This is a genomic window from Methanosarcina mangrovi (assembly GCF_052057765.1).
GTDB lineage: Archaea > Halobacteriota > Methanosarcinia > Methanosarcinales > Methanosarcinaceae > Methanosarcina.
In genome coordinates this window covers 2,317,462-2,338,751 of sequence record NZ_CP195120.1, presented here as the reverse complement: position 1 = coordinate 2,338,751, position 21,290 = coordinate 2,317,462, and the positions used below count along the sequence as shown (strand labels likewise).

The 21,290-nt window shown below is 44.4% G+C and carries 17 protein-coding genes; 5 read left to right on the top strand and 12 right to left on the bottom strand.

Annotated elements, in window-relative coordinates:
- Positions 1–3: 3 nt before the first annotated feature.
- Entirely contained in the window at positions 4–1,095 is a 1,092-nt protein-coding gene (locus ACSAZL_RS10495) for a serine/threonine-protein kinase RIO2 (protein ID WP_440948612.1), read from the top strand.
- Between the two features lie 278 nt (positions 1,096–1,373).
- Here the strand turns inward: ACSAZL_RS10495 and ACSAZL_RS10490 are convergent, their stop codons facing one another.
- Positions 1,374–1,496: a hypothetical protein gene (locus ACSAZL_RS10490; RefSeq protein ID WP_440948611.1), complete on the bottom strand. Its 123-nt coding sequence runs from the start codon at positions 1,494–1,496 to the stop codon at positions 1,374–1,376.
- 228 nt (positions 1,497–1,724) lie between these two features.
- Here ACSAZL_RS10490 and ACSAZL_RS10485 point away from each other — a divergent pair, with 228 nt between their 5' ends.
- Positions 1,725–3,716: a DUF460 domain-containing protein gene (locus ACSAZL_RS10485; RefSeq protein ID WP_440948610.1), complete on the top strand. Its 1,992-nt coding sequence runs from the start codon at positions 1,725–1,727 to the stop codon at positions 3,714–3,716.
- Between the two features lie 93 nt (positions 3,717–3,809).
- On the opposite strand, the gene ACSAZL_RS10480 is transcribed toward ACSAZL_RS10485, so the two are convergent.
- The 4 genes from ACSAZL_RS10480 to ACSAZL_RS10465 all read right to left on the bottom strand — a co-directional run bounded on the left by ACSAZL_RS10480 (position 3,810) and on the right by ACSAZL_RS10465 (position 6,085).
- A complete protein-coding gene (locus ACSAZL_RS10480; protein WP_440948609.1) occupies positions 3,810–4,043 on the bottom strand; it encodes a tautomerase family protein in 234 nt (77 codons plus the stop codon).
- 370 nt (positions 4,044–4,413) lie between these two features.
- A complete protein-coding gene (locus tag ACSAZL_RS10475) occupies positions 4,414–4,959 on the bottom strand; it encodes a ferredoxin domain-containing protein (protein WP_440948608.1) in 546 nt (181 codons plus the stop codon).
- A 180-nt stretch (positions 4,960–5,139) separates the two neighbouring features.
- Entirely contained in the window at positions 5,140–5,517 is a 378-nt protein-coding gene (locus ACSAZL_RS10470) for a hypothetical protein (protein WP_440948831.1), read from the bottom strand.
- Positions 5,518–5,656: 139 nt separating this feature from the next.
- Entirely contained in the window at positions 5,657–6,085 is a 429-nt protein-coding gene (locus ACSAZL_RS10465) for a hypothetical protein (protein ID WP_440948607.1), read from the bottom strand.
- 241 nt (positions 6,086–6,326) lie between these two features.
- Between ACSAZL_RS10465 and ACSAZL_RS10460 the strand changes: the two genes are divergently transcribed.
- Positions 6,327–7,721 (top strand): lipocalin-like domain-containing protein, encoded by a 1,395-nt coding sequence (locus ACSAZL_RS10460; protein WP_440948606.1) that lies wholly within the window; start codon positions 6,327–6,329, stop codon positions 7,719–7,721.
- Between the two features lie 442 nt (positions 7,722–8,163).
- Here the strand turns inward: ACSAZL_RS10460 and ACSAZL_RS10455 are convergent, their stop codons facing one another.
- Both ACSAZL_RS10455 and ACSAZL_RS10450 read right to left on the bottom strand, forming a co-directional pair.
- Positions 8,164–9,414, bottom strand: coding sequence for an MBL fold metallo-hydrolase (locus ACSAZL_RS10455; RefSeq protein WP_440948605.1), 1,251 nt, complete (start codon positions 9,412–9,414; stop codon positions 8,164–8,166).
- Positions 9,415–9,892: 478 nt separating this feature from the next.
- Complete coding sequence (locus ACSAZL_RS10450; protein WP_440948604.1) at positions 9,893–10,339, bottom strand: universal stress protein; 447 nt, start codon at positions 10,337–10,339, stop codon at positions 9,893–9,895.
- A 1,247-nt stretch (positions 10,340–11,586) separates the two neighbouring features.
- On the opposite strand from ACSAZL_RS10450, the gene ACSAZL_RS10445 reads away from it, so the two are divergent.
- On the top strand, positions 11,587–12,630 hold the full coding sequence (locus ACSAZL_RS10445) for an erythromycin esterase family protein (protein WP_440948603.1): 1,044 nt from the start codon (positions 11,587–11,589) through the stop codon (positions 12,628–12,630).
- 494 nt (positions 12,631–13,124) lie between these two features.
- Here ACSAZL_RS10445 and ACSAZL_RS10440 read toward each other — a convergent pair whose 3' ends face one another.
- Together ACSAZL_RS10440 and ACSAZL_RS10435 are read right to left on the bottom strand one after the other, a co-directional pair.
- Entirely contained in the window at positions 13,125–14,546 is a 1,422-nt protein-coding gene (locus tag ACSAZL_RS10440) for a hypothetical protein (RefSeq protein WP_440948602.1), read from the bottom strand.
- Between the two features lie 907 nt (positions 14,547–15,453).
- Positions 15,454–17,712, bottom strand: a complete 2,259-nt coding sequence (locus ACSAZL_RS10435; RefSeq protein WP_440948601.1) for a DNA topoisomerase I — start codon at positions 17,710–17,712, stop codon at positions 15,454–15,456.
- Positions 17,713–18,447: 735 nt separating this feature from the next.
- Here ACSAZL_RS10435 and ACSAZL_RS10430 point away from each other — a divergent pair.
- Entirely contained in the window at positions 18,448–18,720 is a 273-nt protein-coding gene (locus tag ACSAZL_RS10430) for a hypothetical protein (RefSeq protein ID WP_440948600.1), read from the top strand.
- Here the strand turns inward: ACSAZL_RS10430 and ACSAZL_RS10425 are convergent.
- The 3 genes from ACSAZL_RS10425 to ACSAZL_RS10415 form a co-directional block, all read right to left on the bottom strand.
- A complete protein-coding gene (locus ACSAZL_RS10425; RefSeq protein WP_440948599.1) occupies positions 18,717–19,634 on the bottom strand; it encodes a UbiA family prenyltransferase in 918 nt (305 codons plus the stop codon). The two genes, ACSAZL_RS10430 and ACSAZL_RS10425, sit on opposite strands and share 4 nt — an antisense overlap.
- A gap of 200 nt (positions 19,635–19,834) precedes the next feature.
- On the bottom strand, positions 19,835–20,311 hold the full coding sequence (locus ACSAZL_RS10420; RefSeq protein ID WP_440948598.1) for a TIGR00725 family protein: 477 nt from the start codon (positions 20,309–20,311) through the stop codon (positions 19,835–19,837).
- Between the two features lie 54 nt (positions 20,312–20,365).
- Complete coding sequence (locus ACSAZL_RS10415) at positions 20,366–20,887, bottom strand: DUF367 family protein (protein WP_440948597.1); 522 nt, start codon at positions 20,885–20,887, stop codon at positions 20,366–20,368.
- Positions 20,888–21,290 lie beyond the last annotated feature (403 nt).

Genomic DNA, 21,290 nt, shown 5'->3' with positions numbered 1-21,290 from the left:
AGGATGATCGACGAAGTGCTAAAGGTTTTCAAGAAACTCGATGCAAAGGACTTCAGGATACTTACAGGCATCGAGACAGGGATGAAACATTTTGAGTGGGTGCCAGTAGAGGAACTGAATAAATACACCAAGTTGCCTTTCGATAAACTGGAATACAGGCTGAAGAGGCTTGTCCGGGATAAGCTTGTGGTCAGAACCACCCAGCCTTATGAGGGGTTTCAGATTTATTTTGAGGGTTATGATGCCCTTGCTCTCAATGCCTTTGTGAAAAGGAAAAGCATCAGCGCTATCGGGGATGAAATAGGGGTAGGCAAGGAGTCCGTCATTTTTGAAGCGATCCGGCAGCCTGAGCTTGCAATAGGGGAACCCTATCCGGTCATAATCAAATTCCACAGGGAAGGCAGAACCAGCTTCAAGCAGATAAAAAGAGTACGTGAACACCTCGGGGAAAGAGAGCACTTCTCCTGGATTTATGCTTCCCGGCTTGCGGCTCAGAGGGAGTATGAGATTATGACCAGGTTGTACCCGCAGGTGGCTATCCCAAAACCCCTTGACCAGAACAGGCATGCAATTGTTATGGAGCTTGCAAAAGGCAGCCTGCTCTCAAAAACAAAGCTTCTGGACCCTGAATGGTATCTTGATGAGATTCTGAGGCAGGTAAGGATTATCTATTCGCTGGGTGTCATCCATGCCGATTTAAGCGAATATAACATATTTGTATCCGAAGACAGTGTCCAGTTCATTGACTGGCCTCAGTATGTCACTCTGGATCATCCTCACGCTGACGAAATTCTCGAAAGGGATGTCTCAAATATCCTTACTCATTTCTCCCGAAAATATGACATTAAAAGGGAGCTTGATGAAGTCCTTGGAGAGATCAGAAGTGGAGCAGGTATAAGTTCTGAAAATGATGAGATAGATTCAGAAAGATTTGAAGAAGAGAACGCTGAAGCGGAAGTATCTGAAACGAAAGAATTTGAAGCAGAAAAATTTGAAGCAGAAGAATTTGAAGCGGAAGAATTTGAAGCAGAAAACCTTAACTCAGAGGATTTAAAAAAAGTCACTTCTAAAAAAGAGATCCCAGACAAAGATTAATTCTCCTATAACAAATTAAATAGAAGCTAAATAGAAGCGAGCACTAATGTACCATGATCTTCAGTATAATGTTCCGATATTTATTTTCCTTTCTTAATCTATTCTACAATTCTTTTGGAAAATTTACTTTTTTGATCTCTATTTCTTGATTTGACTCATTCCAGTTTTTTATTTTTTGCCTGCCTCGATGGAAAGGTTAATCGTAGGAAAAGACGTTTATTGAAAGGCATATCTTCTTCCGGAAAAATTCAAAATCGGACTAAAATTAAATTTTGCGCTCATCCCAAAACTAATTTTACTTTCACATCAATAAGAGTTTCAGAACCATTTTCATGATCAGGAACTCGATTGATTATTTTTAATACGTAATCAAGAGAATCAATTTTGAGTTTTGGGATCATCTCTTTAAGTTAGCTGAGGTAAACTGAAGTTATCTGAAGTAAACTGAAGTTAGCTGAGGTAAACTGAAGCAAGCTAAGACAAATTGAGTCAGCTAAAGCAAATTGAAGTTAGACGAGGCGAGTCGAAGTAAGTTGAGACAAAAGGGCAGGACCTTATTGATTATGTTGATGTTGTAAAATAAAGGTAGAAATCAGTTAAATATATATTCAACAAGAAATAAAATATAGGTGTTCATGCAAAACAGGATAATTTACGGAATTGATATTGCCCGGGGTTCCCCGAGGGCAAAAGAACTTCCTCGCTATGCTCTGGCTATCCTGATGGACGGGGAAGTCACCCATTACAGCATGCTCCGCCGCCAGAAGGTCCTGAACATGATCCAGAGGGACAGGCCGGATATCATAGCTGTGGACAATATTTTTGAGCTGGCTGCTGACAGAAACGAGCTTCTCTCGATAATGGAGCGCCTGCCTGATGGGGTTAAACTTGTCCAGGTTACCGGAGGGCTTCACCCGGAACCTCTGGTCAGGATTGCGAAAAAACATGGTTTTTCCTTTAACCCTGAAAACCCCAATGATGAAGCTGAAGCCTGTGCCCGGCTTGCAGACCTTGGAGTAGGGCACGAAGTCTCTCTTTTTGAAGACATTACGAAAATAAAGGTCAGCCGAGCCCGTTCACTCGGGCGGGGGGGCTGGAGCCAGAACCGGTACAGAAGAAAAGTACACGGAGCAGTGCTTCAGAGGAGTCGGGAGATTGAAAATGTCCTCAAGGACCTTTCACGGGAAAAAGGCATCAGGTTCGAAGCCGTAAACGTGAAAGGGTTCGGGGGCTATGTGAGGTCAGAATTTACAGTCTATGCAAAGCGCGGAGAGATTCCAATACACCCTATGGCAAGCAACGATGCGCAGGTAAGTGTGAGAAGTGTCGAACGTGATAAAATCCGTTATGTCCCCCTCAGGCCGAAGAACCTCCGGCGTAAATTCACAATCGTAGGACTCGATCCTGGAACAACCGTGGGTATAGCCATCCTTTCTCTAGATGGAGAACTCCTCTATTTGAAAAGCTTCAGGGGAATAGCTCCTGATGAAGTTGTCAAGCTCATTGCCGAATACGGAAAACCTGCAGTGATCGCAAGCGATGTAACCCCAATGCCAGGTTCGGTTGAAAAAATTCGGAGGAGCTTCAATGCAGTCCCTGCAAGTCCCGGGATTGAGGTTTCTGCCGAGGAAAAAATAGCGCTTGGAAAAACCTTCGGCTATTCCAATGACCACGAAAGAGACGCCTTAACTGCTGCTCTTCTCACCTACAGAAGCTACAAGAACATCTTTACTCGAATTGAAAAGAAAGCTCCGGAAAATGCTGACCTTGAGCTGATTAAGCTACATGTAATCCGTGGAGCCTCGATCGAAGCTGCGATCGAAAAAGTCCAGGCTGCATCGAGAGCACACGAAAAGCCGGGGGCAAGGGCCGCTCCTGAAAAGCCGGAAGAAAGGGCAGTTGATGAATCGCTCCTGAAAATGCGAGAGACTGTCCAGAGGCAGGGAGAACAGATTCAGAACCTCCAGGATTACGTGGAAGAATTGAAACAGGCCCTTTTTGCAAAGGATCGGAAAATCTCAAAACTAGAGTCCAGGTTGAAGGGCTTCAAAAGGGAAGTTTATGGCGAAGTCCGGAAATCAAAGGAAATCCAGATCAAGGACAGCACCATAGAGAGCCTGAAAAAAGAACTCAGCAATAAAAACAAAACCGTAAAGGAACTCAGGCGCAGGAGCAACAAACTGCGTAAAATCCAGAAAATGGAAATCCGCGGCGAAGGTACTCCCGTAAAGGTTATCTCCGCCTTTACAAAGGAGTCCATTGCCGAAACTAAAGAAAAGTACGGGCTAAAGGAAGGAGACGTCGTTTTCCTGGAAAAACCGAGCGGCGGCGGGGCAGCAACCGCACAGATCCTTGTAGAATCCAGGGTGCGGGCTGTAATTATCCCTGAGGATATTTCGCATGCAGCAGAGGAGACTTTCTTTAAAGGTGACGTGCCGGTTTTAAGGGATATCCAGCTTGAGAGAGCTGACGACTTTGCAATGGCAGAGCCAGAAGTCCTGAAAACCGCAATTGCCGCCTGGGAAAAAGAAGCCGAAATAAAGCGCCACAAAGCCAAGGAGGATGAACTTCAGAGCCTCTTTGAAGAATACAGGAGTGAGAGGAGGAGGGGCCTGGTTTAAAGCCTCTACACCTACCCCTATCTAAGATTTTTAAGATTTTTTTAAGATTTCTTTAAGATTTCTTTAAGATTTCTTTAAGATTTCTTTTTAATACTACTCTGCTTTTTCCGTAGAAATCGCTTGCATGGCCCTTACTTCTCCTAATCCAATAGCCTGTCCGCCTACTCCCCAGCTTCCGCTCTTTACTTCCTGGACTGTTACCAATGTATAGCTACGGAGATTTTCTCCCATGAACGAGACTACAACATCTGTCATGTCCTTGATAAGCTTCTTGATCTCGTCCTCGGAGAATGTACCTTCAATGATTTTGATATCAACATATGGCATTTCTTTCTTCCCCCAAATCTACTATTACGCCTTTATCCCCCGTTTTTTTGAATTTCCACCAAACCATTAGATTTGAGAGCAGAAAAACTTATCTACTTGAAGTTTTCCCATTTTCCATATAATCCCTTTATTTCCAATAATATTTTCTAGGAATATCTGTTTTTGTAAATAAATTTAGTTAAACCCACTTAAACTTAATTTAATGCAATTTTATGCAAATAGCTCTCATTAGAGAGATGATTAATCTTAATAGTAAAGAAAAAAGCCCGGTTTTGATTTTTAGACAGTTGGTTATTATATCAAAAATTGCAGGAAAATTAAAACAAGAATTAAAAGAAGTAATTAAAAAATTCAAAAAAAGAATAAGGACTTATTTTCTGTCAAAAAAGATATTCTTCCCGGTAACGCTCAGCGGAATTCCAAAAACAACATCTGCATCCAGAAAACCGGAGACCCTTGCCGCTGCACCGATCGAATACATGACCCTGTTGTCAATGCAGAAGTCTTTGGCTTTTGAAGTAGCTGCTCCGACGGCAATTCCCAGGTCCGCATACTTGAGCATGCAGTTTGGACCTTTAAATTCTGCTTCTACCTTCTGCTGGTCCAGCATTTCTGCACAGGTCTTAAACCCGCAGGCACCGCAGTTCAGGCCTGCAGCCCCGCTGGCTTTTACTCCTATAAGGATAGCAGCCCCCGCATTTCTGAGGTTTCCTGCATCTCTTTTCAGGAAGGTAAAGCCTTCGCCTTTTTCATCTGCCAGTCTTTCCATGGCCGAGGCAAGGCCTTCAACATCTTCCTTTTCAACAAGGGCGGTTACTATGTCATCCACTCCTTTGGCTTTCGGGGCAGTCCGTGCAGCCAGAAGGATGCTCTTTGCAAGCGTCTCAAGGACTTCGGATTCAGGATTGAGGATCATGCATGGATTATTAGAATTTTCGGGGCTTAAGGCTTTGCAATTAAATCTTCTTTTCAGCTCGATCTCAGGTGCAGAACAGACTTTAAGTGCAAGGTCCGAAAATGAAACATGGAGTCCATCCCAAAACTCAAAATTTGCTTTTTTAGATCTCTTAATTTAAGTAACCAACCAGGTTCCTGATTACGAAAGCAATCTTGAATTATTCTGATAATTGAGATTAAAACTGGGTTTTGGGATGAGCTCATGAAATATAGAAAATTCTCCGTTGGTTTCTATCATCCGATGTTCCAGAGCTAGCCTGCCGTTTGTGGTTTCAACCTGGTAACCGGTGAGCAGGATTCTTGAATCAGGGTCTCTGTAAAGCCGGCTGAGATAATACATTGCGAGCTCTCCATTCAGCGTTCCGGCTGTAGTGACAATAACTGACGGTTCTTTGAGGACGGACTCCCTCCACCTGTCGTTTACGGAAATAACATGTTCGAAAGCCTTGTCCAGGAGGTCCGGGTTTTTCAGGTACTCAGGATACTTTTTGAGGATTTTGTACACATCTCTGCTCATGCCGTCCACGTAAGCTGCTCATGCCGTCCACGTAAGCTGCTCATGCCGTCCACGTAAGTTCTGATTTCGTGGGCATTGAGCAGCATCAGGATCTCCTGGGTTCTGCCTATTACAAACGCAGGAAGAAGGGCAGTACCCTCTATTTCCAGAGTATCCCGAATGGATTCGATAAACCTCTTTTCAGTTTCTTTTCGAGGTACATGGGCTTCCCCGAAATATGTGCTTTCAAGGATAAGAGTGTCTGCTTCGAGACATCTGGCTGCCTCCGGTACAAGCCTGGTCTCCTCCAGGTTGAATCTCCTGTATAAAAAAAGACTTTCTCCAGATTCGGATTTGAGATAGATTCCCTAAACTCCCGGTATATGGCCTGCGTTGTGGAAGCAAGCCCTGAGCTGTGGATTTTGAAAGTTTTCCCATAATCTTTTATGAAGACTTCAGGATTCAGGTACATAAGGTTAGGGACGGTCTCGCAGTGGTCCAAGTACCCGGTGAGATCATGATTGTTTTCTGCTCCATACAACTGTAGAGGATATTCTGAAACCTCGACTAGATAACGTCGGGTTTTCATTAATATCGATTCATGTTTTCAATATTGATTTCCTTATTTATAATTCTCATTGTATTATATTCTTTAGATAATAATATTGTCATAATTTAGACCCACTTCTTCGGCATATAATATGGGGATAGAATTTATCCAATACTGATCTTCTAAAAAAATGAATCTGGATGATTTATTGATAAAGCAGAATCTGCTTAACGAATTCATAAAGCAGACCAATGGTCTATTCGCATACGGGGAGTAAAGAATGAAAATTGGATTGATAGTTTCTCTACTATTGCTATGCTTAGCTATTCCTCTTAGCGCCGCGCAAGCATCAGAACCTGCAGGAACCTACACAGTCAATGCAGATAATGAAACTTCAATGAACACAACAACTTCGGCCCAAGGATCCGCACCGTGGCTCACGAGCCCAGGGCTGAACACGGAAGAACAGGGACTCTACCACTTTCCCAGGGACCACCAATGGCATAGCGGACCGACCTACCACTTCAACGATTTCGATGAGTGGCACTACTTCACATTCCTGGGCAAGGACCTGACGACAGGCCACAACATATCTTTGTTTGTATGCAATTTACAACAGGGTTGGCGCAATGACATACAAAGGCCCCACACTAGGGCTATCGTGGCCTACCTCGACAAAGATGAAGCCAAGTTTTACGGTCATACCATTGACCCGACGGGCAAGTTTGTGACCACGGGATCCAATGGGGATTTTAATTATACGATCGGTGAGGTAGGTAAGGAGCAGGGTTTGGCCACGAACTACAGCTATTCCCAGGAACGGTGGAATTTCAAAGGGTGGGCGACAAACGAGAGTAATATGACCGCCGGCACTCCGTACAACGTTGATGTCACCGGGGTCGTAAAGGTCCCAGGCTACATTCCAATGGCCTACTGGGGGCTGGAAAACATCGGATTCAATGACCAGTACGACCAGAACCCTTCGACTATGTACGGTCTTTCATACTACTACGTAGCCCCGGAGATGGAAATGAACGGCACGGTAACCCTGGATGACGGCGTTGTCCATGAGATTGAAGGCACAGCCTGGTTCGAACACCAGTGGGGCAACTTCCAGTCACCTGAACAGCTCCGATACTTCTGGGGTTATGCCCGTTTCCCCAATGGGGATTCGTTCACCTGGCGGCAGTATTACGGCAGTCCTGCGGGAGTTGTACCTACTACCATACCTTACAACATAACAGCTGGCATGATGGGTTGGGACTCTCCGCAGATTCAACAAAACCGGTTCGCTTTTGTACCCACGGGCCAGCCACCGCAGTTCGCGTTCGGACCGTCCATCGCGTACACGCCGATCAAGTGGTGGACATCACCTATAACGAATATGTCGTACCCGTGGTGGGGCGAACTAAAGACGCCTAAAGGGACTTTCTACGTATCCCCGTCAGCCACTCCCTCTCAGGAGAGCGCTGGCGCTGCGGGTCCATTTATAGAGGGAGCTTTGGAGCTCCATAGTGGCTCGATTGACGGACCGGTGGTAGCAGAAGGGTTCTGTGAACTGGCGCAGCTACCTCCACTTGGAGCGCCAATCGCCCGCGGGCTTCCCGAAGCTACTGCTCCGGGATACATCCGTTTCGACGGCGGTCTGAACCACAGCGTGAAGAAACAGAACTGAACCTCTCGTGTGGGACCTGGACAGGCAACTGCGTCGCCGATGTGGAATGTCGGCGACGCTAAATCGACTGGGGAGGCTTCGGTCCGTCCGTGGTATGGGAGACTTGAATAACTGGAAATCTCCAGTGGCAGGACTTGATTACCCGACCGAGGGCCTTATTATGACTGGATCAAGGGCTGTCCGGCTCACCACCGGACGGCAACCCTGCTGATAGCACCCGGCGGACATCCAACTTTCTTTAAGGAGTAGTTCTACCTCGCGATGATCCATCAGTGCTCAATTGGTGTTTTCTAAAATGGGCGGTGATCAAGCCCTTGTTGATAACGGATATATCTGGATGATTTAAGTGCCCGAAATTCTGTCCAACGAGTGCAATAAAACCACAAATAGAAAAAGATGTTTAAGAATCTTTTTTAATACTGTTTATTCTCTCCTTTTATCTTTAAAAGGTAAAAGATTCCCCGTTTGCGGGTGCATAAGCTTCCACGCCGATTTCTTCTGAGATCCACTGTGCAAAAGTCTCAGTTTTGTCCCCGTGCATTACAAAAACCCTTTCCGTACCTTTTTTGCAGAAATCTTTCACAAGCTTTTTGAGCTCACTGTCCCCGCTGTGTGCGGAGAAGTCATATTGCTCTATCCCGGGCTTGAGGGCAAGGACATCCCCTCCGGTCTCGATGACGCCGTGTTTCAGCGCCAGCCTGCCATTTGTGCCTTCAACCTGGTAACCCGTGAGCAGGACTTTTGAGTTAGGGTCTTTGTAAAGCCGGCTCAGGTAATAGAGTACAGGCCCCCCGTTCAGCATTCCGGCTGTAGTGACAATAACCGAAGGCTCTTTCAGGACAGACTCCCGCTGCTTATCTTTTACGGAAATAGCCCGGTCGAAAGCCCTGTCCAGAAGTTCCGGATTTCTCAGATACTCGGGATATTTCCGGAGGAGTTTGTACACATCCCTGCCCATACCGTCCACATAAGCCGTGATCCCGTGAGCGTCGAGCAGCATAAGGATTTCCTGGGTCCTGCCTATTGCAAAGGCAGGGATAAGGGCAGTCCCTCCTCTTTCCAGAGTTTCAAGGACAGAGTCGATAAACCTTTCTTCGGTCTCTTTTCGCGGGATATGTTCCTCGCCGAAATATGTACTTTCAAGCACAAGCGTATCTGCCTCGGGAAACTCTTCCGCTCCCGGCACAAGCCTTGTTTCCTTCATGCTGAAGTCTCCCGTATAAAGGAGACTTTTTCCCGTTTCGGATTCAAGGTGAATTCCGGAAGCTCCCGGGATATGGCCTGCGTCGTAGAAGCAGACACTGTACCCGTGCGTTTTGAAAGTTTCCCCGTAGTCTTTTTTTCGAGTCAGCTGGTTAAGCCTTTGAAGGTCATTTGGGTCAAAGGGAGCCACCCCCGAAAGGGTTGTTTCTGCAAGCTTGAGGGTATCTCTCCCAAGAAGGTTGGTAAACTCTGCCGTTGGCGGCGTCATGAAAACTTCGGGATTCATGTACATCAGGTTAGGGACAGCCCCGCAGTGGTCCAGATGCCCGTGGGATACAAGCACGGCTTTCGGTTCCATGCCGTTCCCGGGATATTCGGGAATTTCTCCTGCCTTTATGCCGTAATCGAGCAGAATTTCCCCATTGACAAGCAAACCAGAACGTCCTACTTCCCTGCATCCGCCTTTAAAGCTAAGCTCCAGAACAAACACTCCTTGAATATTTATACACTTTAAATTCTCAAATAAACTTTTCGATAAACCTTTTGAAATAAATCTGGCTTTACAGCCCTTAAAAGTTATGATCCGACATTTTAAAGCTCAAAAATACAGTGACTTCTTGCAGAGACTTAAGATATATTAAATATCCTTAATAATAATCGGGTGGTCCCTGAGCAATCTGTTGATACTTTCCAGCAACCCGAAAATGGTATCTTTTGTTTTTTGCCTCCGTGCCGCGCAAGGTTTTAACCCCCCCTCCGAGAGCTGAGAAACAAACAATAGCTGGACCCCCACCAGACTAAAAAGAAACCGAATACAATTGAAACACCCTCTGACTCTTGAAAGGATTTCCCTTAAATCATAAGCCGCGTGTTTTACAACATAAATTTATAAAACCCACTGGATGTAAATCTGTTTAGAAAATTTCTTAGAGCCATTTCTGACATGAAATTTAAACCTTTGATTTCTCTTAATCCCCATTCCGGACGACCAGGACCGGGACTTTTGAATATCTTACTACTTCTTCCGCAACACTTCCCATCAGAAATCTCTCGAATCCTGTTTTTCCGAGTGTACCCATCACTATCAGGTCCATGTCCTTATTTTCTGCAAAATTGATGATTTCATCACTCGGACGCCCCTCTAAAAGAACCTCTCTTACCTCCACCCCTGCGTCCTCCATGATCTTCTTAACTTTAGACATTACTTTTTTTCCATCGTTCATCATCACTTCCCGGATCATTTCTTTACAAGCAGTCCATTTTTCAGAAATCGTAGAGCATGTATCCACCACATAAAGGACGTGGATGGTAGCTCCGCTGAGCTTTGCAATCTCAATACCGCGAGAGATAGCCCTCCGGGAATTTTCTGATCCGTCAGTTGCAATCACTATATTCCGGTACAAATCACTGGACATGTATTGTTCCCCATTACAGATTTTGCCTTACATTCAACATCCTGAATATGAAGAAATTACTCACGGTTTCCTATACTACTATTACAAAATAAACAAATGGTACTGATCAATCTATCAATATCTTCCAATACATTCTACAATTGTATTTAATTGTTTTTCATTTGTTTTGTGGTCCTGTATTAATCAGTTGATATTATTCCTATATCTGAAACTGGGACCTTTTGTTTTTTGATTCTACTCTTTGCAGGGCTGAACTTTTCTCTTCTGCAGTGCAAAAAAGGAACAGGCGAATTTAAATCTTGACCCGGGGGACCTCATTAAAATTCATAGATAAATATAAGCGCCTCCGCCAGCTTGTCTGGCGGCCCTGCACAAAAAGAAAAAGAAGCAGAAGGCAATCAGTTTCTCCTATCATTTTAATTGTTAGTTCCCAAAAGTGGTACAGGTCGACTTTACCTGCGGGTCTATTTCTCTTTTTTATCTCATTTTTGGAAAGGCCACTCTCCTGCGTCGAGCGTATAAGAACGACCCAGTATGGTGAATTATGTTGTACGGATCAGAATTCAAACTTTTCACCGAATTTTCAAAAATAAAATTTCAGCAAGATCACTTTCTCTTTTTTCCGTAGTATTTTCTGTAGTATAAGTATAAAAAACAGATAGTCAAAATAAAGAGAATTGCAAGGGATAATTCTCCTGGCATTATTTGAGTAGCAGAGCTTGTAGCAGCATCAGTAAAAGTAGGCATACTTCCTTAAAGAATGCAAAAGTTAAATGTTTTCCTGTAGTTTTTCACATGGCATTTTGTTTCTATAAGCTCAGTAAGAGTTTGCCGACAAGCTTACTGCTCCAAAAACGAGCTCACTCCGCATAGGATAGCACCTTTTATCATGTGATATGCTGTTTTGCAGTTACTAAATGGATTAGTCTAAATCATCAGGAGGTCTTGGGGATATGAAAAAAAATTCATTTCTTCAGAGAAGTTCCGACCCGGTGTATACCACCCTCGGCGATTGGATTCTGCACGAAGCGATTCCGTTCTCCCTTGATTCATCCGAAACCTTCAACGCCTCTGTCGACAGGGTAATCGCCTCACTTGGCGACTCGGTGGAGTTGCTCGGCTTTGGAGAAGCACTCCATGGCGGCGAGGACATTCTTATACTCCGCAACCGGCTCTTCCAGCGCCTGGTGGAAAAGCATGGCTACAGCGCCATTGCCATCGAGAGCAGTTTCCCAAGGGCGCACGTAGTGAATGAATACATAGCCGGTTGCGGTCCGGAATCGTATGAGGCTGTGCAGGAGACCGGATTTAGCCACGGATTTGGCAGGCTCGACGCAAATAGAGAACTCGTAGAATGGATACGAGAGTATAATACCGATCCTTCTCATCGCATTAAACTCCGGTTCTACGGCTTCGATAGCCCGACCGAAATGACCGGTACCGATAGTCCACGCCAGTTCCTCCATTTTGTTCTCGATTACCTTGCCTCTATTGATAGTGCCAGTAGCCAGGCTCATCGCGAATGTATAGACCCCCTTCTTGGGAAGGACTCCGATTGGGAGAATCCTGCTGCAATGATGGACCCAGCGAAGTCAGTAGGCCTGTCCCCAGCCGCAACGGCGCTCCGGATTGAGACAGAGGATCTCATTTCGGAACTGGATGTACGCCGTCCCGAACTGGTGGCAAAAAGCAACAAAAGCCGGTACCTGGAAGCCGTGCACTATGCAAAGGCTGCACGGCAGTTGCTGAACTACCATGCCTTGATGGCCCGAACCACAGGCAAACCGGGCGATCGGCTTGTCAGCGGTCTCGGGCTTCGTGATGCGATGATGGCTGATAATCTGGAGTATATCGTATCCCGTGAATGTGACCGGGGAAAAGTGCTGGTCTTTGCTCATAACAGCCACCTGAAGCGAGGAAAGGCAGAATGGCAATTAGGCAATAACCTATTAACATGGTGGCCGGTGGGATCTCACCTAAATGAAATGTTTGGCCCGCGTTATGCTGCCATTGGTTCGGCAGTGGGTGTTTCTGATGCAAATGGAATCAGCCAGCCCGAAGCCGGTACTCTTGAAGAGAGGCTGACTGCCTTGCCGGGGCCGATACTGTTCATTCCAACTCACAAAGGCCGTGGACTCCCAACCTCGGAAATCGAAGCTCTTCAGACTCGCTCGGGAAGCATGAAGAACCCTACCTATTTCCCATTAACTGCTCAAAGTTTCACTGATTTCGACTGGCTGGCAGTCCTTGATTCTACAGAATACACCCGCGATGGGCCTCCGCTGCAATAATGGAATGTTAACCCGAGACAGTAAAACTCTTCACCTTCCTGTCTTCTCTGTCTGAAGAATACTTTCTTTGACCAGCGGAGCCTCATTTAAATTCACAGTAAACATAAACGCCTCCGTCAACCTGTCTGTCGGTCCTTTACAAAAAGAAGAAAGAGGTAGAAGTAGAAAGAAAGTAGAAGAAACAAGCTTGAAAATACAAGTATGAAACAGTAAAAAGCCGATGCAGATTATTATTTGCTTTTACTTTTCTTCTTGTTCTTGTTTATGGGAAAGACCGCTCTCCTGCGTCGAGCGTGGCAAGAACGACCCAATATGGCAAATAAGATTGTACGGGTTAGAATTAAGGATTCAGATGTCTAGTTTTTCAGCGACTCAGTTCCAAAATCCAGTGATGAATGTAAATTTAAAAATTCCTATATTTTGGAACTGAGTCTTCTCTGTTCGACTGCATAAGTTCTATCGAAAGTATTTTGCCAATTCAACGTTTTTTATGTTTAGTTCTCTCCCTCGTTACCGTTACTCTCTGTTTCCTGTCCATTATTTGCTGTGCTTCCTGCCTCATCTTCATTATTTATTGTGTTTTCTTCCTTTTCTTCTTCATTATTTACTGTGTTTTCTTTCTCTTCTTCTTCATTATTTATAGTGCTTCCTGAATCCTGTCCGTTGTTTATAGTGCTTCCTGAATATGGTCCATTATTCACGGTGCTTCCTGAATCCGGTCCATTATTTTCTGTGCTTCCCGAATCCGGTCCACAATTTATGGTACTTCCAGAATCCGGTCCATTGTTAATAGTGCTTCCGGCTCCCGGTCCTGCAATAATAATGCTTCCCGAATCCGGTCCATTGTTAATGGTGCTCCCTGCTCCCGGCCCTTCAGTAATAATGTTTCCCGAATCCGGTCCATTGTTAATGGTGCTCCCTGCTCCCGTTCCAATATAATTCTCGGCGCCCGAACAATCTCCATTGTTAATGGTGCTCCCTGCTTCTGGTCCAATATAATTCTCAGCGCCCGAACAATCTCCATTGTTAATGGTGCTCCCTGCTCCCGTTCCAATATAGTTCTCGTCGCCCGAATCCGGTCCATAATTTACTGTGTTTCCTGAATCTTCTCCACTATTTTCTGTGCTTCCTGAATATTTTCCATTGTTGATTGTGCTTCCCGAATTAGGTCCATAACTTACTGTGCTTCCTGCCTCTTCTTCATCGTTAATGGTACTTCCCGAACCCTGTCCATTATTTATGGTGCTTCCCGAATTTTCTCCATCGTTGATGGTACTTCCCGAAGCTTCTCCATTGTTGATGGTACTTCCCGAAGCTTCTCCATTATTTATGGTACTTCCCGAAGCTTCTCCATTATATATGGAGCTTCCCGCTTCCGACCCAGAATAAATGAAGCTTCCTGCGTTCTGTCCATTGTTGATGACACTCCCTGAGTACTGCCCATTATTTATGATACTTTCTGATTCGTTAAATTCGCCTCCTGCGTATTCTCCCAGGTAAATGTAGCTTCCTGCGTATAGCCCATTATTAATGGTTGCTCCTGCGTACGGCCCATTATTATATGTGGCTCCCCCAGTTTCATTCTCGTTAGTGGTTTCTTTGCTAGATTCTTCTGCACCAGATTCCCCAGCGGCGTTCTCAGTGCGCAAATCATTTTGAACGGTGTCCCCCGGACTCCGGCTATTGTGAACGATGATTCTTGGGGTCTGATCATAGGTAAATGTAACATTGTTAAATACGACGTTGTTAAATGTGTTACATGAATTAGGCCCATTGATAATTGTGACATTGTTAAATGTGACATTGTTAAATACGTTCCCTGAGCCCGTATCCGTATATCCGGGAATTTCTGTGTTCTGCTCCGAGCTACCGCTGTCCCCTGTGCTACTGTTGTTTTCTGCTACTGCAGTTGGCACTAATATCGAGAAAAAGACAATGATGAAAAGACATACCATCTTTTTCACTCTGCCAAATATTTGTTTCCGCATTTATCCCCACTCTCCAGTTTTCTTAAATTGGATCCAATTTTAACGATCTTTTTACTCTCAACATATATTTATTAAGCATTCTTTTCATATAACTGCTACATTTTACAATTAATAATCTAACTTAATTTTAAATCCCTTATCTTTAGATACTATCATGAAGTATGATCATAAATAGCTATGCATGGCTTAAATTAATATTAATATTGTTTAGATTACCAAAGAAAAATCAGTGTGTATAAATATATATATGAATATAATAATCTACATCTCCAGAATTAGTGTGAAATAAAGGATTTCAGCCGCTTATTTTTGATTATTTATACATTTATTGAGCTTTTTACGCCAAAATGAGATGTTAAAATCATATATATGAAAGAATAACTCTTATTCTTCACTGAAAGTAATAATAAAGTTTAATAAAAGCTTAATGTATGAACAAGTTATATTTATTTCTAACTATGGCATTCGGTTTTGTTATTAGTTTTTCTAAATTGAATCTCCAAAATAAGGATCAAAAATCTTTTTGATGTTTAATAAAGAATTTTTCTTTCTTTTAAGAGCAAATAACTTCATTACAAGGTAGTTTTTATTAGGAAATAGCTGATTCAACACTTAATTTCCTGGATACGGTTCAATAACTCTTGAAAAATGAATAATTTTTTGGAATCCGATGTGAATACATATAACTTAATAATTTTTTAACTTATACATTTGAGGATCAAAACCAAAAATTTGCAAGTCTGCCTGAAAGAAGTTTATGAATTCTTAAGATAAACTCTAAAAAAGAAAGAAAAAAGAAAGAAAAAAGTCTGAAAAGTCTGAGTGAGGACTGTTTTCATACGTCCTCAACAGTGCTTCCGTTACATGATGTCTGCCAGGTTTTGACCTTTTTTACGCTGGTCTTTATCGTTTTTGCAAGTTCTATGGGGTCGGCTTCTGCCAGGGCTTCCACGCTTGTGATCCCTGCTTCTTCCAGTTTTCCTGCAGTGGCTTTTCCCACACCTTCGATGTCTTTAATGGATTTGGGCTTTTCTTTTTTGGGCTGCTGGGCCTGCTCTTCCTGCTGGGTTTTCTGCCATTCGATGAAGTTGCACTGGGGGCAGCCGAGGTCCCAGGGGCGTTTTCCGGCATTAATTATGCGGATGTGGTGCAGGCCGTGGATCTCACATTGCTTGTCGGTAACCACGATCTGGCCGCTCTTTGGCAGGGGGAGGGAGAAAGTGCAGTTGGGGTAATTGCTGCAGCCTATGAAACGGCTTCCCCTTTTTGATCGCCGGATCATCAGTTCGTTTCCGCATAGGGAGCAGTCGCCTATGATCTTGTCTTCCCTGAGGCCTGCCTGCAGGGACTCTATGATCTTGTCCCGGTTTTTGTCAAGTTCCGAAAAGACCTGCTTGAGCATTTCCCTGGATTCTTCAAGGACGGCTTCCTCCTTGATTTTGCCCTCTGCAATAAGGTCCATATTTTCTTCAAGCAGCTTTGTCATGTCCGGTTTTGTAATCGTGGGCGAGTATTCCTCAAGAGTTTCCACTACGGCAAAAGAGGTATTTGTGGGCTGCACCGGGTTTCCGTGGATATATGCCCTGGAATAGAGCTTGCTGATAATCTCGTGGCGGGTGGCTTTCGTACCTAAGCCCAGCTCTTCCATTATGTTGATCAGCCTGCCCTGTCCGTAGCGCCCAGGGGGCTGGGTTTCCTTATCCAGCATCTCTTTTTTTATGACTTTAAGGATTTCTCCTTCGCTGAGTTCCGGAAACAGCCTGTCTTCAGGGGCATTGTAAGGGTAATACCAGCGCCAGCCGGGTTCCAGCAGTCTTGCCCCGTTTGCCCTGAACTCTTCGGCATTGATTTCGAGTCTCAGGCGCATGGTCTCCCAGGTGCTCGGGCCCGCAAAGGTTGCAAAAAAGCGCCTGACCACAAGCTCGTAGACCTTCCATTCATCTTCTTTTAACTCGGATTCCTTTGCAAGAGACGCCGGATAGATAGGGGGGTGATCTGTTGTTTCTTTCTTCCCGCGGGTGGGGACAAGTTCGGCTTTCTCAAGCAGGGTTTCTGCATACTTCTTAAAAGGTCCTTCCTTAAAAATCTCAATTTGAGCCCTGAGGTCAAGGGTTTCGGGGTAGACCGTATTGTCGGTCCTGGGATAGGAAATGTACCCGTTAGTGTAGAGGGATTCGGCTATGCGCATGGCATTTGCAGGGCTGAGCCCTATTGAGTTTGCCGCGCTGATAAAGCTTGTAGTATTAAAAGGGGTGGGGGGCTGGTCACTCTTTGTGCCCTTTTCGATCTCTTTTAATTCGGCTTTTTTCCCCAGTTTCTTAAAGACCGCTGAAGCTTCCTGCTTGTCAAGAAAACGGCGGGTTGAGTGCTGGGCTGAAAAAGTCTCGCCTGCTTTTGTTTCAAGTTCAACATGGATCTCCCAGTAGGGAGTCGGGACAAAGATATTCCTCTCTTTTTCCCTGTCAACTATAAGCGATAATGTTGGGGACTGCACCCTTCCCACGGAAAGGAACATTTTCCCGAGCCTTCCTGCTGCAAGGGAAATGTATCGGGTAAGAGCAGCTCCCCAGACCAGGTCAATAACCTGCCTGGAGTGGCCCGCATCGGCAAGGTTAAAATCAACACTTGTAGGATTTGCAAATGCTGCATCAATTGCTTTTGGGGTGATTGCACTGTAGCGGACCCTGTCAAAAGGGATATTCGGGTTAACCTTCTTTATTATGTTCAGAGCTTCGACTCCTATCAGTTCTCCTTCCCGGTCGTAGTCAGTTGCAATCGTGACCCTGTCTGCTTCTTTTCCAAGGCTCTTTAAAGCAGTTACTATCTTCCGGTTGATAGGAGTTGTTGTAATTTCAGCCTCGATCAGGGCTCTGGCATCAACCTTCTGCCAGTTGTTGTACTCTTTTGGAAAATCTATCCCGACAATGTGCCCGGAAAGCCCTACTACTGCAGTCTCCTGTCTGCCTTCGCCTTTTCCAAGCTCGTACCGGTATACGTCTACTCCGCTGACTCTTTCCTTCTTGGGACTTTTTGGAGCCAGAATCGCAGCTATCCTCCTTGCTGCTATATTTTTTTCCGTTACGATAAGGTGCATTTAAAACTCCGGTATAACTTTTCTTACATTTTATGGAGGAATACTGGCGTACCCCTTAACTCCTGCCAGTCTGAGTCGAAGCCTGCCTCCTAATTCTTGAAGTTTCCTTTTGAAACAATTACACAATCTATTATCACTAACTCATCACTAACTCTCTTTTTCTCCTTCATGGTAGCTCGAAGACATTCACGGAACTACAGACAACCTTAAGCGCGCACATGCCCGCCTTGATGAATCTGAAATCTCAGTTGATAAACAGCTTCTCAAGAGGTTTATTATTTTCATGCGCCGGGAGAATCCGCGGAGGGCTACCATTTTGAACAATCTCAGTCTTGGAAATCGCCTTTGTCAGAGACTTTCAGAGTTAGGGATCGATAAGCTACTCACTGAACTCACTCTGGATGATTTTGATATATTTCGCATTCACATGGAATATGCACGAAGCATAAAAAAGGGAGGTATCAAACTATATATAGTTTTCTTGAAACAGTTCACAAAATGGGCTTTAGAAGACCCTCAAAAATGGATTAGAGAGCTTAAAGTACCTAAAGTAAGCACTCATATCTAGGCTGCAGACATCCCGGATAGAAAGAAATTTGATAACATTTTAGAATCCGTTACGCATCCACATGGTAAGGCAGCTATGCGCTCACGGCTGATGGAGGATTTCGGGTAGGGGGCCTATCCTGCAAAATAAAAAGTGATGTCATCAACATAATAGGTATAGATCCCATCATGCCCGCATTTATTGACAGCGACCCCATCAATCAAAAAGCTCTTGCTCTTAAAACGCTCTTGCTCTTGTTCAATAATATGGCATCGTTGCAACCATTCTGGAAAGTGCGGTTCTTAATTGTGAGGCCAGCAACCCCGATCAGAGTTGCCATTGTTATGGCAAGAAGTCCCGAGCCTTACAGAAGAGTAATAGTCGCTCTGACTGCCATCTACGGGTACGTCCTCAAAAGAGAAGTCTGTAGAAGTTGTGCCCCATATGAATGGGGCAGTTAAACAAGAAACGAGCCGGTCACAGCTCGTAATATGAGTATTACTGTTGATTCTCCATCCTTAAAAAAGGCTAGTCCAAGTTTTCTGGATAGCGACCTATCTTCATTTGTATAATTTAATATGCAGATTAGCCCGTAAACAAAACTACAAAGGACAATCACAGGTTCGAACGCAAGGACTCCGTCAATAAGGGCTGCTATTACTATCATGTGGGAGAATATGTGCATAGCAGTGAGGAGATTGCGAGTTTTCCTTGCCTCCAGGATTATGGGAAGTGTTTTGATACCTGCAAGAGTATCACCTTTCACGTCTTTGAAATCATCAATAGCAGAGTTAATAAAGACTTTGACACCAAACAATAGAAAAACCAGAACAATAGGACCAATGTTTTCATAACCGCTGCTTGCAAGTCCTGTGATGAAAATTCCCCATGAAAGACCAACGACAACGTTTTTTACTCCAAGTCCTCCTTTGAGTTTCAAAGAGAAATTGCCGATTTGAATGCCTTTACTGTAAAGATATCCTGTTATGATGGGTATAAAAGCAAGTACAAGCATCCCGTCCTTTGCCAGTATGAGGGTTCCTATTACAAAAGTCACAAATGAAACATCAAGTCCAATTTTTTTGTTAGAACTGTTCAGTTCCTTTCTGTTTATGGAATCCTCCTCTGAATCAAGTGCTCTGTCAAGGGTGTATACACTGTAAATAATAAGACCCCCGGCAATGCAGGTAACCACATTAGGAGTGGTTTTGAGTAATAAAGAGGCGATATAAATTCGCACTGCTCCTGACAGAGATACCAAAAAAGAACATATTAAAAGTTTTAATGTCGCTTCGTTTATATGAAATTTAGAAAAATTCTTTGTTCGATACTTAATAAACTGTTCATGGCTTCCTGAAAAAAGGTTATAGCTCATGAACTCGAATTCGCATGACTGATAAAAATAATTAATTTAGTATAAACTTATGTTCTATGTATTAAAAATATATGAGAGAACTAATATTATGCTATCAAAACAGACTGTGTTTATAATGTAAATGTGATAATATTCCTTTTTTACCGGCTCCGCTTCACTCATATCCTCTCATAATTCCTTGTAATGTTTTCAATTCTCTCTCAATTTTTTCCTTCCTTCAATAGCCTGAAAGCGAGTTCCACAGCCTCCAGCGGGCCTTTTGCACTCTCTGCACCTTTGATTTTCCATTTTGACTCCAGCAATACCACAGGTTTTCCCATCTTCAGGCCGAGAGCTATTTCCGAAAGGGTCCCATATTCCCCATCGACCGCAATCAGAGCATCCGAGGACTGGGCTATAAGGGCATTTCTGGCATGCCCCATCCCGCTGAGCACGGCTACATCTATCCAGGGGTTTGCCTCCTCTCGCAGGGTTCCGGGCAGGATTCCTGTGGTCATTCCTCCCTCAAGTTTTGCTCCCCGCGCTGCCGCTTCCATTACTCCCCCCAGACCTCCGCAGAGCAGGACAGCTCCTTTTTTTGCAATCTCTCTTCCCACAGCTTCTGCAAGAGCTTCGGTTTCCCTGCTGCAGATGCTGGCTCCTATAACCCCTATTTGAGTCCTTATTGCCTGTTTCACTGTGTTCCCTCTTGTTTTTACTGAACTTTCTCTTTTCTCCAAACGAAACTGCTTTCAGATATAGTGGCTCTGGATTTCCACAATCTCAGCGCTGTTTTTTGCTGTTGCGTATTCGTCAAGGGGCTCCTTATTTAACTCAAGGAAACTGTGCCCCCAGTTAAACTTTGACATAACTTTTTCGGCCTGCTCTTTGTAACCTAAGATGTACAGGGCTGCTGCAAAAGCCTCTGCAGAGTTGAGTTTGAAGGGCCTTCCGAAGTTCACCGGATTGCCTGCAAGCATGTAAGGAAGGGCCCTGTGTTCCAGGTTCAGCTTTTCCAGTTCCGGAAAAACCCTTTCCACTTCTTCCCAGGAGCAGTCAAGCACTATAATTCCTTTTTTAGGGTCATCGGCTGGTGAGAGAGCCTTTTCTGCCATAGGGTCAAGTAAAATCGCTGATCTGGGCAGCCTTGAGATCTTATCGTAAAGGCGGGCAAGCTCAAAGCGCGCCATTTTTCTTCCTGTGCACTTCTTCGGGTCGCACTGCCCGGCGTGATAGATATATAGGGGAACTTCCCGGCTCTTTGTCGGATTCATCATTGATCCTCTGGGATGTGGGACTTATATGTTTTACGTCTTTTTGCACGTTTTTACCTGCAAACCTGCAGGGCCAATTCCAGGCCGTTTCATGAGCTCCGCCATCTCCCCAGTTTTCCCGTTTTCCTCATTCTAATATTGCCCTATATTCCCTTATTTTTGACTTTTCCCTCAGCCGGGACTTTCCTGAACTGGAATTCCTTTGAAACGACGATGACAGAGGAAGATGAGAAATACTACTTCTTCGAGGCTGAAACTCGGAATTCTCCCGGCATGCAGTTACGGGAACGAAAATGACCCTGAAAGCTATGGAAAAAAAGAATTCCGATACGGAGTTCACGAGTAGAGGTTAAGGTTGAAGAAAACCTTAAACCTCAAACTCTTTTATTTTCAATTTGATTCT